General features: G+C 72.7%; 10 protein-coding genes and 1 riboswitch. Of the genes, 6 read left to right on the top strand and 4 right to left on the bottom strand.

Annotated elements, in window-relative coordinates; all coding sequences use genetic code 11:
- Positions 1-167 precede the first annotated feature (167 nt).
- Positions 168-1,391 (top strand): L,D-transpeptidase, encoded by a 1,224-nt coding sequence (locus Ani05nite_RS03595; protein ID WP_203764643.1) that lies wholly within the window; start codon positions 168-170, stop codon positions 1,389-1,391.
- A gap of 111 nt (positions 1,392-1,502) precedes the next feature.
- Here the strand turns inward: Ani05nite_RS03595 and Ani05nite_RS03590 are convergent, their stop codons facing one another.
- Together Ani05nite_RS03590 and Ani05nite_RS03585 are read right to left on the bottom strand one after the other, a co-directional pair.
- The gene (locus tag Ani05nite_RS03590; protein ID WP_203764641.1) at positions 1,503-3,893 is read right to left on the bottom strand and encodes a non-reducing end alpha-L-arabinofuranosidase family hydrolase; all 2,391 of its coding nucleotides are present in this window, start codon (positions 3,891-3,893) and stop codon (positions 1,503-1,505) included.
- Positions 3,894-4,339: 446 nt separating this feature from the next.
- On the bottom strand, positions 4,340-4,876 hold the full coding sequence (locus tag Ani05nite_RS03585) for a P-loop nucleotide/nucleoside kinase family protein (RefSeq protein ID WP_239129203.1): 537 nt from the start codon (positions 4,874-4,876) through the stop codon (positions 4,340-4,342).
- Positions 4,877-5,016: 140 nt separating this feature from the next.
- On the opposite strand from Ani05nite_RS03585, the gene Ani05nite_RS03580 reads away from it, so the two are divergent.
- The 3 genes from Ani05nite_RS03580 (at position 5,017) to Ani05nite_RS03570 (ending at position 10,602) form a co-directional block, all read left to right on the top strand.
- Entirely contained in the window at positions 5,017-5,646 is a 630-nt protein-coding gene (locus tag Ani05nite_RS03580; protein WP_203764637.1) for a DUF2690 domain-containing protein, read from the top strand.
- Positions 5,647-5,681: 35 nt separating this feature from the next.
- A complete protein-coding gene (locus Ani05nite_RS03575) occupies positions 5,682-9,362 on the top strand; it encodes a golvesin C-terminal-like domain-containing protein (protein ID WP_203764634.1) in 3,681 nt (1,226 codons plus the stop codon).
- A gap of 145 nt (positions 9,363-9,507) precedes the next feature.
- Complete coding sequence (locus Ani05nite_RS03570; RefSeq protein WP_203764622.1) at positions 9,508-10,602, top strand: N-acetylmuramoyl-L-alanine amidase; 1,095 nt, start codon at positions 9,508-9,510, stop codon at positions 10,600-10,602.
- Positions 10,603-10,633: 31 nt separating this feature from the next.
- Here the strand turns inward: Ani05nite_RS03570 and cysK are convergent, their stop codons facing one another.
- Complete coding sequence (cysK, locus tag Ani05nite_RS03565) at positions 10,634-11,557, bottom strand: cysteine synthase A (protein WP_203764611.1); 924 nt, start codon at positions 11,555-11,557, stop codon at positions 10,634-10,636.
- A complete protein-coding gene (gene epsC, locus Ani05nite_RS03560; protein ID WP_203764609.1) occupies positions 11,554-12,114 on the bottom strand; it encodes a serine O-acetyltransferase EpsC in 561 nt (186 codons plus the stop codon). Before epsC ends, cysK begins: the two co-directional genes overlap by 4 nt.
- A 352-nt stretch (positions 12,115-12,466) precedes the next feature.
- Here epsC and Ani05nite_RS03555 point away from each other — a divergent pair, with 352 nt between their 5' ends.
- Complete coding sequence (locus tag Ani05nite_RS03555) at positions 12,467-13,927, top strand: nitronate monooxygenase (protein WP_203764607.1); 1,461 nt, start codon at positions 12,467-12,469, stop codon at positions 13,925-13,927.
- A gap of 110 nt (positions 13,928-14,037) precedes the next feature.
- Positions 14,038-14,150: riboswitch (SAM riboswitch) on the top strand.
- A 33-nt stretch (positions 14,151-14,183) separates the two neighbouring features.
- Positions 14,184-15,428: an aminotransferase class V-fold PLP-dependent enzyme gene (locus Ani05nite_RS03550; protein ID WP_203764595.1), complete on the top strand. Its 1,245-nt coding sequence runs from the start codon at positions 14,184-14,186 to the stop codon at positions 15,426-15,428.
- The last annotated feature ends 18 nt before the right edge of the window (positions 15,429-15,446 follow it).

The following is a 15,446-nucleotide window of genomic DNA, read 5'->3' as shown; positions in this document are numbered from 1 at the left end:
CCTGGCTGCCCGCCGTCCGGCGGGCGATCGGTACGGGGTATCGGCCGCGAGGCAAATCTGTCAGGATGATCTCCCTTCGCCGAAGGGCGCAACAATTCGAGTCCTGCCGACGTCTATCTTGCAGGGCCGCGGATGGCGTCGGTCGGCATCCCTCGAATGTGAGAGTCATGATTCAGCGACGTAAGGTGATCATCGGCGCGGTGGGCCTGGCGGTGGCCGGCACGGCCGCCGGATGTTCCTCGTCCGGCAAGGCGGACACCCGCAGCTGGGTCGAGCCCGCGGCCGACATCGAGCCGGCGGTGGCCGCGCCCGTGCGGCTGAGCGTCACGCCGGCGGACGGCGACACCGATGTGCTGCCGGTGAAGCCCATCGTGGTCAGCGCCGCGGACGGCAAGCTCCAGTCGGTCACCGTCACCGCCGGCAAGGCCAAGATCGACGGAGCGCTCCAGGACGACGGCACCTGGCGGTCGACCGGGGATCTCGCGTACGGCAAGAAGTACACGGTGACCGTCACGGCCACCGACAACGCGGGCACGGCGACCACCGAGAAGACCGCGTTCACCACGCTCAAGCCGGAGAACACCGCCCGGGTCACGTTCCAGGCCAACGGCATGCTCGCCCTCAAGGAGGGCCGGACGTACGGCGCCGGGCAGCCGGTGATCGTCGCGTTCAGCCGCGCCGTCAACAAGAAGGCGGCCGAGAAGGCCATCGAGATCACGACCTCGCCCGCGGTGCCGGGCAAGTTCTACTGGAAGGACGACCAGACCGTGCACTGGCGGCCGGCGAAGTACTGGGCCGCCGGCACGACGATCAAGGTGAACGTCACCATGTTCGGCGTCAAGCTGGGCAAGACGACGTACGGGGCGAAGAACGCGTCGACGCACTTCCGGATCGGCCGCCAGCTGATCGCGGTCAGCGACAACCGGACCCACCTGACCAAGGTCTACATCGACGGCAAGCTCGTCCGCACGATGAAGAGCAGCCTGGGCAAGGGCGGCGGCACGACCGGGGCCAACGGCGAGCAGATCAGCTACTGGACCGCCGGCGGGCCGCACGTCGTGCTGGGCAAGAAGCGCAAGCACACGATGAGCTCGGCGAGCTACGGCATCAGCGACCCCAAGGACCCGAACTACTACGTGTCGGAGAACATCGAGTTCTGCACCCGGATCAGCTACTCCGGCGAATACCTGCACGCCGCTCCGTGGAACGGCTCGCTGGGCCGGGCCAACCTGTCGCACGGCTGCATCAACCTGAGCACGGCCGACGCCAAGTGGGTCTACAACAACTTCCTGGTCGGCGACATCGTCGACGTCAAGAACACCCCGCGCGAGCTGCCCATCTGGAACGGCCTGGGCGACTGGACCGTGCCGTTCGACCGGTACGGTCGCTAGCTAGCGCCGCAACGGCCGAGAGGCCCCCGGTAGGCGGGTTCGTCCTCGACGAACCCGCCACCGGAGACCTCCTTCAGCGGCCGGCCACCGCGCGACCGGCCGGGGCGGGCCTCAGCGCTGCAGGGTCAGCAGGCCCGGACGCCACGGCAGGTTGTTGTAGTCGCCGCCGGCGTTGGGGTCCTTGCCCTGGTAGAGCAGTTGCAGGTTGCACGGGTCGACCGTCTTGGTCTGGTCGGGGTTGGTGCGGACCAGGTCACCGTGGCTGATGTCGTTGGTCCAGGTCGCACCGCTGTTGGCCTTGCCCGCGAACGGGTTGCTCTCGCTGGCCGCCTGCGGGGTCCAGGTGCCGCCCAGGCTGCTCGCGGTGAACGAGCGGAAGTACCGGCCGTTCGCGCCGATCGCCTCGACGATCATCAGGTACTGGTTCTGGCCCTGCACCTTGTAGACCTCGACCGCCTCGAACAGGTTGTTGGTCGTGTCGCTCATGATCGTGGTGTAGGACGAGCCGAAGCTGCCCGGGAAGTTCCCGATCGGCATGCTCTGCCGGTAGATCTTGCCGTTGTCACCGGCGAAGAACAGGTACATGTTCTGGTCGTCACCGATGACCGTCTGGTCGATCACGCCGTACGGGGCGTCGGGGAGGGAGGCGGTCGACAGGGTCTGCGCCGCGGACCAGCCGTTGGCGTTGGAGGGGTCGCTGGACGTCTTGTAGCTGAACGAGGTCGGGCCCCACTGGTAGGCCAGCACCCAGATGTTCTTCGGGGCGAAGTAGAACAGCGTCGGCGCCACCGTGCCCTGGCTCATGCCGTTCTGGCTGGCCGCGGCCATGTCCGACCAGTTGGTGAACAGGCCGAAGTTCATCGAGCCGTAGTTGCCGTTGGCCACGTTGGACGCGTAGACCAGGTGCTTGCCGTTGTAGACGACGTTGGTGAAGTCCTTCAACGAGGTCCAGCCGTTCTTCGGGCTGGCCAGCGCGCCGGACGACGACCAGCGGTAGCTCGACGGCAGGGTGCACGTGCCGGTCGGGGGCGGCGTGGTCGGCGGCGTGCTGCCGCCGCCGAGGGAGACGAGCTGGAACTGCTGGTTGGCCTGTCCGTTGCAGTCGTACAGCTGGACCTGCTGACCGTTGCCGGTGCCCCAGACGTCCAGGCACCGTCCGGACTGGACGCCGGTGATGGTGCCGTTGGAGTTGACGTTCCACTGCTGGTTGGTCTGGCCGTTGCAGCTGTAGATCTGGATGGCCGCGGAGTTGCCGGAGCCGGCGGCGTCCAGGCACATCGTGCCGTACACGGTCAGCTGCTTGCTGGAGGTGTACGTCCACTGCTGGTTGGCCTGGCGGTTGCAGTCCCACAGGTTCACCCGGGTGCCGTTGGCCTGTGAGGCGTTCGGCACGTCGATGCACCGGCCCGACTGCGTGCCCCTGATCTCGTTGGCGCCGCCCGCCGGCGGGTTGGGCGTCGAGCTCGAGGGCGGCGGGTCGCTGGGGCCGGGGGTGGCGGCGTTGAGCGCGTTGAGGACCGACGAGTAGGCGGCCTTCTTGTTGCCCGAGCCGTCGAACAGCAGCGGGTTCTCGCTGGAGCGCCACGAGTCGCTGTCACGCACGCCCCACACGGTGATGCCGATGCAGCGCGGGACGTTCATGCACGCCTGGGTCAGGCCGGCGTACTGGCTGGTCGAGGAGTTGGTGACGTCGACCTCGGTCAGCGCCACGTCCACGCCGGCGTTGGTGAAGTTGGTCAGCGTGGTCTGGAAGTTGCCGGGCAGCGAGCTGCCGCCGGTGAAGTGGGTCTGCAGGCCCACGCAGTCGATGGGTACGCCGCGCGCCTTGAAATCCTTGACCATGTTGAGCACGGCCACCGTCTTGGCGTAGGTCGCGTTCTCGATGTTGTAGTCGTTGTAGCAGAGCTTGACCGACGGGTCGGCGGCACGGGCGGTACGGAACGCCACCTCGATCCAGTCGTTGCCGGTGTTCTGCAGGTTGGAGCTGCGCCGGCTGCCGTTCTCGTTGTACGCCTCGTTGACCACGTCCCAGGCGGCCAGCTTGCCCTTGTAGTGGGCCATCACGCCGTTGATGTGATCGATCATCGCCTGGCGCAGGGTGCTGCCGCTGATGCCGCCCCACCAGCTGGGCTGCTGGGCGTGCCAGGCCAGGGTGTGGCCGCGGACCTTCAGGCCGCGCTGGGTGGCCCAGTTGTAGATCTGGTCGCCGGCGCTGAAGTTGAACTGTCCGCGCTGGGGCTCGGTCGCGTCCGGCTTCATCTCGTTCTCGGCCGTGATCATGTTGAACTCGCGCCCGGCGATCGTGCTGTACGTCGAGTCGCCCAGCCGCCCGGCCGCGATCGCGGTGCCGAAGTAGCGGCCCGACTGGGCGGCGGCGGCGCCCAGCGTGGAGGCCGCCGCGTCCGCGGACGGGATGAGGACCGCCGTGCCGGCCGCCGCCAGCAGACCCGTCGCGGCGGCCAGCACCGCCCGGTACCGGATGGATCTCTTCAAGCGATTCATGGACACTCCCTCTTGACCTCGTGCTCGCACGGACGACCCGCGCCGTCCGCGGCACGCGCGCCGGCCGCGCGGCCCGGGTGCGGTGGGCCCAGCCGGGACGCGGCGCGGCTGTTCGACTTGTGGCGTTCCAGTCGCCGAGGTCGGTGGCACTGCGGTGCGGCGCCGACCGCGGATACGTATCCGCAATGTTTCGAAACCTTCCGGCAACTTTCGGCGAACGCTACCCGGAACAACGCGACCGGTCAATGTCTCGTGAACGGCGGAAAGGAGGACCTCAAACCCGCTCCAGCTGGGAACCGACACTGAGCACGCCCGGTAAGCCATCGGCCTCGACCGATGGCTTGTCCCGTTATTCATCGACCGTCATTAAGACGCAAAAAGTGTTATGACAGAAACTCTCGGGGAGTCGCGAAAGTTTCAGGATTCCCGTTCCGCGGGAGCGGGGGTCAGCCGACCGCCGGCGGCCAGCGGTGTCCGCGCCACTGGTCCCAGGTCGCGAACCCGGCCGGCGGGTCGTCGAGGGGCTCGCTGCCGTCGAGCTCGCCCGGGGTCGGCACCTCGATGCTGGCCGCCCACCCGGCCAGCTCCTCGTCGGACATGGGCCACGTCGTGTGCGGCTCCTCGGCCTGGCGCTGATCACGTCGCCGGCGCTGCTCGGCCGGGGTGAGCTCGAAGTAGCGCAACTCCACCGCCGCGCCCACGTCCACCGCGGCCCGGCGGAGGGCGGAACGCTCGTCCCGGCTCCAGAGGCCGTAGTCGATCACGACGTTGGTGCCCAGCTCCAGGGCGCGCAGCCCGATCCGGATGAGCCGTCCCTCGATGACGTCACCGGCCGCCGGCGGATTCTCGGACCCGTACAGAGCCTTCACCCATTCGTCCTTGGTGAGCCGCAACGCCTGGTGCTCGCTCTCGATGCGCCGGGCGGCCGTGGTCTTGCCGGTGCACGGCAGCCCCACCATCAGGAACAGCGTCGGCTGCCTCATCACCACCCGCTTCCTGGCCGACCGGACGTCTCATCATCGCTCTTCGCGCATGGTTTCAGGCGTGACCGAAAGGTGTGGCGGCGCCGCCCGGGCCTTCGAAGACTGGCGTCACCCTATCCACGCACATCCTGGAGACAGTCATGCGACCTTCGATGACCTGGTTCGCCCGGGCGGCGACCGCGCTGCTGACGCTCGTGGCGACGGCCACGGTACTGACGCCGGGCGGCGCGACCGCGGCGGCGCCCGGCGGACGCACCTTCCTCAAGGCGACCACCATCCGCTCCGACGACGGCAAGGTGCTGCCGGCGACCATCTACCGCCTGCCCAACGGCTACACCGAGACCGTGGTCGAACCGGCGGCCTTCCAGAAGGCACTGGCCGCCGCGGCGGAGTCGTCCGACCCCTGTGGATACGTCTGTGACGGCAAGAACCCGGCGACGTATCCGGTGCTCGGCCGGGACGGCCACACCTACCTGTGCGGCAGCGACGCCTTCTCCCCCCGAACTCTGAACGGGGGGTACGCCGTCGTGGAGCTGCGCTACAGCCCGCGGTGCCGTACCGCATGGACCCGGGGCTGCTGCTACACGGTCTTCTCCGGCTTCAGCTACTACTCCAACGGGGTCCAGCGCGACTGGGTGTACGCCGAAGCCCGGAACTCCGGCAAAAGCGTCTACACGGTGATGCTCAACGACGCCTACCTGCAGTACAAGGCGTGCTACGACAGCCAGATCGGCGGTACGCCCGAATGGGCGTGCACCGGCAAGTACTGAGACAGCCGGGGCGCGACCTCGGCGAGGGGGACACCATGAGGACCCACCGGAAGACGTCTCTTGCCGCCGGTGTCCTGGCGGCGATGACCGCGGTCCAGGTCGCGGTCACCGTGCCGGCGACGGCAGCGGCTCCGGACGACCATCACTACGGCGCGGCCATCCCGGCGGAGCGCCGCGCGGCGGCACTCGGCGGCGGCTGGGCGCGGTCCACGGACCGCTCCTGGACCACCGCCGGCGACGAGAACGGCCTGCGCCTGCTCGTCGCCGACGCGGCCGACGGCTACCGCTGGCGGACGGCGGCGACCCTGGCCGAGCCCGGCTTCGACACCGACCGCTGGATCGGCAACGTCTGCGTGACCGGCTCGGGCCGCCGCGCTGTCGTGGTCTACGCGCCGCGCACGTTCACCAACGAGCAGATCCTGTTCGACCGGGGCGGCTTCACCGCTGTCGTGGACCTGACCAGCGGCGCCGTCCACAAGCTGGGGGTCCGGACCAGCCTGGCCTACTTCAACCCGGGCTGCGGGCCGGGCGAGGACGCCGTGCTCACCCAGGCCACCGAGGCGGGCGGCGCCCGGACCCGGTTGCTGCGGGTGGACGCGCGCACCGGCGCCGTGCGTACCCCCGTCGACGTGCCGGGCCAGCTCACCTCGCCGGTGCCGACCCCGGCGGGCATCGTCGCGGCCGACCGCGACGCGGTCGTGCGGGTGGACCCGAAGGGTACGAGGCGGGTGCTGGCGCGCGCCTCGTCCACACCGTTCCGGCTGGCCGCCGACGACGCGGGCGGCGTGGTGTTCATGGAGAAGTCCGGACCGGGCCGGGCCCGCGTCCGGCATGCGGGCGCCACCACCGTGACCGTCGCCGAGGGCGCGCTGTCCGGCCTGGACGTCACGAGTGGACGCGGGGGCCGGGTGTTCGTCACCGGGGCCGGACGCACCGCGCCGATCCGGCGCGGGGTCGCCCTCTCCGACGCGCCGGCCGGAAGCCGGCTCTCCACCGAGGGCGCGCTCGTCGTCGCACCGGCCCGGCGCCGGGGCGGCACCGTGACGATCGCCGCGCGGGCCGCCGCGACGGACACGACGATGTCCTTCTCGGTCGAGGCCGCCACCCCGGCCGTCGCGGGGCCGGCGGCCGCCGATCCGGGCAACCCGGCGGACTTCGACGACCGCTTCTGCTCGGTGCCCCGCAACGACCCCCGCAACCAGGCGATGCAGCCCAAGCCGCGCCAGGTGGAGTGGGCGGTGGACCAGGCGGTGCGCGGCGTGCTCACCGTGCCCCGCCCGGCCAACTGGAAGAGCCTGGCCATGCCCGCGTACACGCCGCAGGGCCTCTTCCCGCCCCTGGCCCTGGACGGCGGCGGCGCCGTGCCCGCGCAGATCATGCTGGCGATCGCCGCGCAGGAGTCCAACCTGTGGCAGGCGGCCCGCTACGCCGTGCCCGGCGTGACCGCCAACCCGCTGATCGGCAACTACTACGGCATCGACATCTACAACGGCACCCAGGACGACGACTGGACGATCCGCTGGGACCACGCCGACTGCGGGTACGGCGTCACGCAGGTCACCGACGGCATGCGGCTGGCCGGGCGCACCAAGCCGGGCGAGACCGCGCTGCCCTACCAGACCCAGCGGGCGGTAGCGCTGGACTTCGCCGCGAACGTGGCGGCCGGCCTGCGGATCCTGCAGGCGAAGTGGAACCAGACCCGCGCCGAGGGCCTGACCATCGGCACCGGCGACCCGGCGAAGATCGAGAGCTGGTTCTACGCGGCGTGGGCCTACAACAGCGGCTTCTATCCGCGGTCGCAGGCCGGCCAGCACAACGGCGCCTGGGGTGTCGGCTGGGCCAACAACCCCGCCAACCCCAACTACCCCGCCAACCGGGGCCCGTTCCTGGAGAAGAAGACCGACGAGGGCTACCGCGACGACTACACGGACGCGATCCACCCGCAGGACTGGCCCTACCCGGAGAAGATCATCGGCTGGGCGGCGCACCCGATCGACGCGCTCGAGGCGCCGGACACCATGGTCTCCGGCTACCGCAAGGCCTGGTGGTCCGACTCGGAGGCCCAGCACAACGCCACCCCGAAGCCGTGGCAGTTCTGCGACCCGAGCAACAACTGCACCTACGGCTCGGCGTACGTGCCGGACGCCCCCGAGGTGATCGGCGAACCGGCCGGGCCCTGCGCGCACCGCAACACCGCCGGGCAGATCGACCTGAAGTGCTGGTACCACGGGCCGGCCACCTGGCAGCCCTGTCCGAACCTCTGCGGCAACGAGGTCCTGCGGTTCGATCCGGGGTACGCCTACCAGGAGGACGGCCTGGCCTACCCGCCGGCCTGCGATCTCAGCGGGATACCCGTCACCGCCCGGGTGATCGACGACGTGCCCGATGGGGTGCCGTCGGTGCGTCCCGACTGCGGGCGGCCGTGGACCGACGCCGGCACGTTCGGCCTGCGGTACAAGCCCGACGCGACCGGCCGGTACCCCGGCAAGATCGACACGCACCAGCTCGGCATGGGGCTCGGCGGCCACTTCTGGATGGCCAACACGCGCAGCGCCGGCACCCTCGGCGGGCGGCTGGACGTGGACGGCACCTGGCGCTTCGATCAGGAGCACCACGGCCGGGGCCGGATCCTGGTGCACCTGCCGCCGCTGGTGAACGGCACCACCCGGGCCTACTACACGGTCAAGACCCGGTGGGGCGACCGGATCAGCGTGCTGAACCAGCGCGGCGCCGGCAACCGCTGGGCCTCGCTGGGCACCTTCGCCTTCGACGGCCGGCCGGAGGTCACGCTGAGCTCGGTCACGCCCGGCGGCGACGGCTCGCAGCGGGTGGCGTTCGACGCGGTGGCGTTCGTGCCGGCCGACGGCTATCAGCCGGTCAAGGTCATGCATTGGAACATCGCCGGGGCCGCGATCAACTGGGGCGAGGAGACGATCGTGGACCGCGTCGTCACCCGGGCCACCGAGCAGCGCGTCGACGTGCTGTCGGTCAACGAGATCTGCCAGCAGCAGTTCGACAAGCTCACCGACAAGCTCCGCGACGCCGGGTGGCAGATGACCGGCCAGTTCCAGACCACCAACCGCTACAACGTGCTCTGCCTGGACCCCAGCGGGCTGGGCGGCAACGAGGGCATCGCCGTCTTCACCCGCGGCTCGGTGATCAGCCAGCAGCGCTACCAGTTCGACGACCAGTACCGGCTGCAACCGGGCTCGACCGGCGTCGGCCGCGGCGTCGCCTGCATCACCACCTACCTGCCGGGCCGGTCCCAGAACCTCAAGGCGTGCACCACGCACCTGGACACCGGGTGGCCGGACGACACCGACCGGCGCGCGATCAAGGAGGTCGCCGAGCTGGGCCGGGTCTTCGGCCCGGAGGCCCAGCAGATGCCGCTCATCCTGGCCGGGGACACCAACATCTCCTCGCCACCGGTGACGCCCGACCTCGGGCCGCTGTATCCGGCGCCGCTGGGCGCCGGGGACTTCAACGAGGCGTTCCAGGAGGAGAACTGCACCAAGGTGCAGCCCTGCCTGATTCAGCAGGGCGGCCCGCCGACCTTCCACAGCGGCCGGAAGCTGGACTACGTCTTCGCCAGCCGGTGGCACCTGACCGTCCCGGTGGGCGGCGCCCGGGTCGACGAGAACGTCGGCACCTGCGACGGCGACCCGTGCTCCGACCACTTCCCCGTGTACGCGGAGATCCACATGCCCGACCTGTGAGACCCGTGGCAGGCCCGCGAGCCCGCCCGGATCGCGCCACCTTTCAGCCGTACCTGAAAGGTGTTGTCCCGGACCGCGCCCGTGCCGGAAGTTGGCCCTCGGCGCCGGCCGAGGGGGCCGGTGTCCACGGCGATGGGGGTGCGTGATGACGGGACAGGCAGGGCGTCCGGGTGGGACCGGGCGGCGGGCCGTGCTCGGCCTGCTGGGCGCCGGGGCGCTGACGGCGGTCATGGGCGGGAGCCCGCCCGCCGCCGCCGGCCCCCGGCTCCCCCGCGCGGAGGCGTCCGGCTCCCCGGTGCGGTACGTGGGCGTGCGGTGGCCGTCCGGGGCCGGATCGGGCCGGATCCGGTTCGCCGACCGGGCGGGCCGGTTCGGCCCGTGGCGGCGGATCCGCGCCGGCTGCGGGGCCGGCCGCGGGGACGGCGGGGGCGGGACCGGGGAGCAGACCGCATTGGTGCCGGTCGGCGGCACGGCGCGTTTCGAGGTGCAGCTGCCGCCGGGCGGGCACGCCGTGACGCTGACGTCGGGCGACGGCCCGCCGGTCGCCGCCGCCGGGGCGGCCACGCTGGCCAGCTGCCGGTATCTGGACCGGGCGGCCTGGGGCGCCGACGAGTCGCTGCGCTTCGACCCGGCGGGCGCCGAACGCTACCCGCAGACCTACTGGCCGGTGCAGACCCTCACCGTGCACCACACGGCCACCGCCAACGACGACCCGGACCCGGCCGCGCGCATGCGGTCGATCTACCGCTACCAGACCCTCGATCGCGGATACGGGGACTTCGGCTACCACTTCCTGGTCGACGAGGCCGGCTCGGTGTACGAGGGCCGGTACTCCGGGGAGGACGGGGTGCCCGGCTTCGACACGCAGCGGCGGATGGTCAACGCCTCGCACGTCGGCGGGTTCAACGCCGGCAACGTGGGGGTCGTCCTGCTCGGCACGTTCGTGGACCGGGCGCCGACGGCGGCGGCCCGGGACACGCTGGTCCGGCTGCTCGCCGCGATCGCCGGGTGGACCGGCCTGGATCCGCTGGCCACCACGAGCTACGTCAACCCGATCAGCGGCGCCACCCGGACCCTGCCGGTGATCCCCGGCCATCGCGACTGGACGGCCACCGAATGCCCGGGCGGTGTCCTGGCCGCCCAGCTCCCGGCGATCCGGCAGCAGGTCGCCGACCTGCTCGCGGCCGGCCCGGCGCCGTCGCTCCAACCGGTCGCCGCCGACCTGTCGGGGCGCCGGTGAGACACCGGACCGGGCGGACGAGCCCGCCGGCTCAGCCTTCGCCGGCGAACAGCGGGGTGCTCAGATAGCGTTCGCCGGTGTCGGGCAGCAGCACCACGACGGTGGCGCCGGCGTGCGCCGGCCGCTGGGCCACCGTCACGGCGGCGTGCAGGGCGGCCCCGCCGGAGACCCCGGCCAGCAACCCTTCGGTACGGGCCAGCCGGCGCGCGGCGGCGCGGGCCTGCGTGACATCGACGGTCAGCACCTCGTCGTACACGCTCGGGTCGAGCACCTCCGGCACGAAGCCGGCGCCGATGCCCTGGATGCCGTGCGGGCCGGCGGCGCCCCCGGAGAGCACCGGCGACTCGGCCGGCTCGACCGCGACGACCCGCAGCGCCGGGTTCTTCTCCCGGAGGACCTGGCCCACGCCGGTGATGGTGCCGCCCGTGCCCACGCCCGCGACGAACACGTCGACGTCGCCGCCGGTGTCGGCCCAGATCTCCCCGGCGGTGCCCCGGCGGTGCGCCTCGGGGTTGGCCGGGTTGTCGAACTGACGGGGCAGGAAGGCGCCCCGCTCGGCGGCGATCTCTTCGGCCCGGCGCACCGCACCGGTCATGCCCGCGGCGGCGGGCGTCAGGACCAGCTCGGCGCCGTACGCGGCGAGCATCGCGCGCCGCTCGACACTCATGCTCTCCGGCATGGTCAGCGTGAGGCGGTAGCCGCGGGCGGCGGCCACCAGGGCCAGGCCGATGCCGGTGTTGCCGCTGGTCGCCTCCACGATGGACGATCCCGGGGCGAGCTGCCCGCTGTCCTCGGCCGCCCGGACCATCGCCAGGGCGATGCGGTCCTTGACGCTGCCGCCCGGGTTCTGCGACTCCAGCTTGGCCAGCAGCCGGACGGGCAGGTCGGCGGCCAGGCGGCGCAGCCGCACCAGGGGCGTGCCGCCGATCAGCTCGGTCACGTTCTCGTAGATCATGTTCGCTCCTTGACGGGGCCGGTCGGCCGGGACGGACGGTGGAGGTCGAAGTCCTCGACGGCCGCGGCGGCGCGCAGCCGGGCGCCCGGGGCGACGTCGGACACGACGAGGCAGTGCGCGCCCACCCGGGCGTCGTCGCCCACCCGGATCGGCCCGAGCAGGGTGGCGCCCACACCGAGGACCACCCGGTCGCCCACCACGGGGTGGCGGCGGCCGGCCGCGCCGCCGGTCCACCAGCCCCGCGCGCCCAGGGTGACCTGGTGGTACATCGTGACGTCGTCACCGATGCGCGCGGTCTGCCCGATGACCACCCCGGCGCCGTGGTCGATGAACAGCCGGCGGCCGATCCGGGCCCCGGGATGGATCTCGATGCCGGTGCCCAGCCGGGTCAGCTGCGACAGGACGCGCGGCAGCAGGGGCAGGCGCCACCGGTACAGCCGGTGCGCGACCCGATGGGCCCACACCGCCCACACCCCGGGATAGAGCAGCACCTCGAGCACGGCGAGGCCGGACAGGGCGGGATCGCGGCGGCACGCCGCGCGCAGGTCGTCGAACACGGGTATTCCTCAGGAGAGTGGTGGCGGCGGGTACGGCGTCAGCGGACGCGACACCACTCGTCGAAGACGCGGCGCACGTGCCGGCCGCTCATCGGCACCGCGAACCGGCGGCCCGCCAGCAGGCGATCGACGCTCGGTTGCTCCATGGGGGCCACCGTAGGGCGGCACAGCGGGCCCGATCAGGGTCCAAGGTCCCGTTCCGGCCGAAGGCGTCGCGGGGGCACCCCACCGACGGGACCTATGCCTCTGTCGGCGGCATCCGGCCCGTCCCCAAGCTCCGCTCAGCCCAGCGCATGGTGACGGGCATCGTGGACCACGCGATGCCGCCCGGGCGGAGCACAGGAGACAAGCGATGGCAGACGAACCGGCGTACCCGGTCCACTCCCCGGCGATCATCCAGGGCGGGATGGGCGTCGGCGTCTCCGGCTGGCGGCTGGCCCGGGCGGTCGCCCGCACCGGTCAGCTCGGGGTGGTCTCCGGCGTCGCCCTCGACGCCGTGCTCGTGCGGCGGCTGCAGACCGGCGACGCCGGCGGGCACGTCCGGCACGCCCTGGCCCGGTTCCCGGTCCCGGCGCTGGCCGAGGAGATCCTGGACCGGTACTTCCGGCCTGACGGGCTGCCCGCCGGTCGGCCGATGCGGCCGGTCCCGAAACTGGCCCTGCGACCTCGGCGCCACGCCCAGCAACTGACCGTCGCCGGCAACTTCGTCGAGGTCTTCCTCGCCCGGCAGGGCCACGACGGCCCGGTCGGGGTCAACTACCTGGAGAAGATCCAGACCGCCACCCCGGCCGCGGTGTACGGGGCCATGCTCGCCGGCGTCGACTACGTCCTGATGGGCGCGGGACTGCCCACGGAGATCCCGCACCTGCTGGACACCCTGGCCGCCCATCAGCCCGCCCGGTTGTCCGTGACCGTGCACGGCGCCCGGCCGGGAGAGGACCACCACGTCACCCTCGATCCGCGTGAGGTGCTGGGCGCGACGCCCGGCCCGCTGCGCCGGCCCCGGCTGCTCGCCATCGTCTCCTCCGCCACCCTGGCCGTCTACCTCGCCCGCGACGCCGTGACCCGCCCGGACGGCTTCATCCTGGAGGCGCCGGCCGCCGGTGGCCACAGCGCCCGGCCCCGCGGCCGGCTCGCCCTCGACGACGACGGCGAGCCGGTGTACGGACCGCGCGACCACATCGACGTGCCGAGGGTCGCCGCCCTCGGCCTGCCGTTCTGGCTGGCCGGGGCCCAGAACAGCCCGGAGTGCCTGGTCGCGGCGCGGGCCGCCGGCGCGGCGGGCATCCAGGTCGGCACGGCGTTCGCGCTGGCCCGCGAGTCCGGCCTCGACGACGGCCTGAAGCGGCAGTTGCTCCGGGAGGCGGCCGAGGAGACGCTGGTGGTGCACAACGACGTCCGGGCGTCCCCGACCGGATTCCCCTTCAAGCTGGCCGCCCTGCCCGGCACCGTCGCCGACGAAGGTGTCTACGCCGACCGGCCACGGCTGTGCGACCTCGGCTACCTGCGCGCCCCGTACCGTCGGGCCGACGGCGCGGTCGGCTTCCGCTGCCCGGCGGAACCGGTCGACGAGTACGTCCGCAAGGGCGGATCGGCCGACGACACCGCCGGCAGCCGGTGCCTGTGCAACGGCCTGATCGCCACCGTCGGCCTCGGCCAACAGCGCGCCGGCGGCTACCGGGAGCCACCGCTGGTGACCCTCGGGCAGGACCTCGCCTTCCTGCCCCACCTCACCCGGCACGGCGACGACTACGCCGCCGCCGACGTCGTCCGGTACCTGCTCACCGCGCCGGGGACCCCCGCCGGATCGTGAGGCCGCCACCGGGCCCCCGCGAAACCCTTCAGCGGCAGGCCGTTGGGCCCGGTCCACGGAGGGCCCACGCCCCTGCCGCGACCACGCCGTGCCACCGTAGCTTCGGTGGCGGTCCTGAGCGCCAGCGCCAAGCCCCGGCTCGCTGGCCGGCAACCCTCCACCGCGGCGGGGTGCCTCCGGGGACGACCTGGCCCCGCCCGCACGGGCGGGGCAAGCGCGGACCGGGGTGCCGGTCCCGGACGATCGTGGAGTCGCCATGCCGCCGTTCGCCGTCCCCGTCGACCTCGCCCCGTCGCCCGTACCGCTGCCGGTGCTGGGAGCCGACATCACCGTGCCGGTGACCGGCAACCGGACCGTGCCGTACGTGAACCTCGATGTCGCGGCGACCGCGCCGTGCGCCGTCGCCGCGGCCGAGGCGGTCAACCAGCTGTTGCCCTCCTACGCCAGCGTCCACCGCGGCGCGGGCCAGCTCTCCGCCCGGTGCACCCGGGCCTACGAGCAGGCCCGGGAGACGATGCGCCGGTTTCTCGGCTGCCGCCCCGGGGACGAGGTCGTCTTCACCCGCAACACCACCGACGCGCTGAACCTGGTCGCGCACGTCCTGCCCGCCGACACCGTGGTCGTGACCTTCGTCGGCGAACACCACGCCAACCTGCTGCCCTGGCCGCGGGTGGTCCGCCTGCCGCTGCCGAGCAGCCCGGACGAGGCGGTCGCGGCGGTCGACCGGGCGCTGCGCCGGCTCGGCCCGGCGCTGGTCACGGTGACCGGAGCCGGCAACGTCACGGGCGAGCTGTGGCCGGTCGCGGACCTCGCCGGGGTCGCCCGCCGGCACGGCGCCCGCGTCGCCGTGGACGCCGCGCAGCTGGCCGCGCACGCGCCGATCAGCCTCGACGCCCTCGACGTCGACTACGTCGCCGTGTCCGGGCACAAGCTGTACGCCCCGTTCGGCGCCGGAGTCCTGGCCGGACGGGCCGACTGGCTCGACGCGGCGCAGCCGTACCTGCGGGGCGGCGGCGCCTCCGCCCACGTGGACTCCGCCGGCGTGGCGTCCTGGGCCACCGGCGCGGCCCGGCACGAGGGCGGCACGCCGAACCTGATCGGCGCGGTCGCCCTCGCCGCCGTCGGCGCCACCCTGACCCCGCCGCGCTGGGAGGCCCTGGCCGGCCGGGAGCAGGCCCTGCTGGCCGAGCTACGCGCCGGACTGGCCGCCGTGCCCGGCGTGCGGGAACTGCGGCTGTTCGCCCCCACGCACCCGCGCGTGGGAATCGTCAGCTTCGTCGTCGACGGGCTCGACTCCGCCCAGGTCGCCCGGCGGCTGGCCGAGGAGCACGGCATCGGCGTCCGGGACGGGCTGTTCTGCGCCCATCCCCTGACCCGCCACCTGCTCGGCACCCACGGCGGCGCGCCGCGGACGGCGGTACGCGCGAGCCTGGGCGCGGGCACCACCGGTGACCACGTGGCCCGGCTGGTGACCGCGGTACGCGCGATCGGCGCGAGGTAGCGGCTGAATGTGAATGAC

This window comes from Actinoplanes nipponensis (genome assembly GCF_016862275.1).
In the GTDB taxonomy this organism is placed as follows: domain Bacteria; phylum Actinomycetota; class Actinomycetes; order Mycobacteriales; family Micromonosporaceae; genus Actinoplanes; species Actinoplanes nipponensis.
This window is presented reverse-complemented; position numbering and strand designations above follow the sequence as displayed.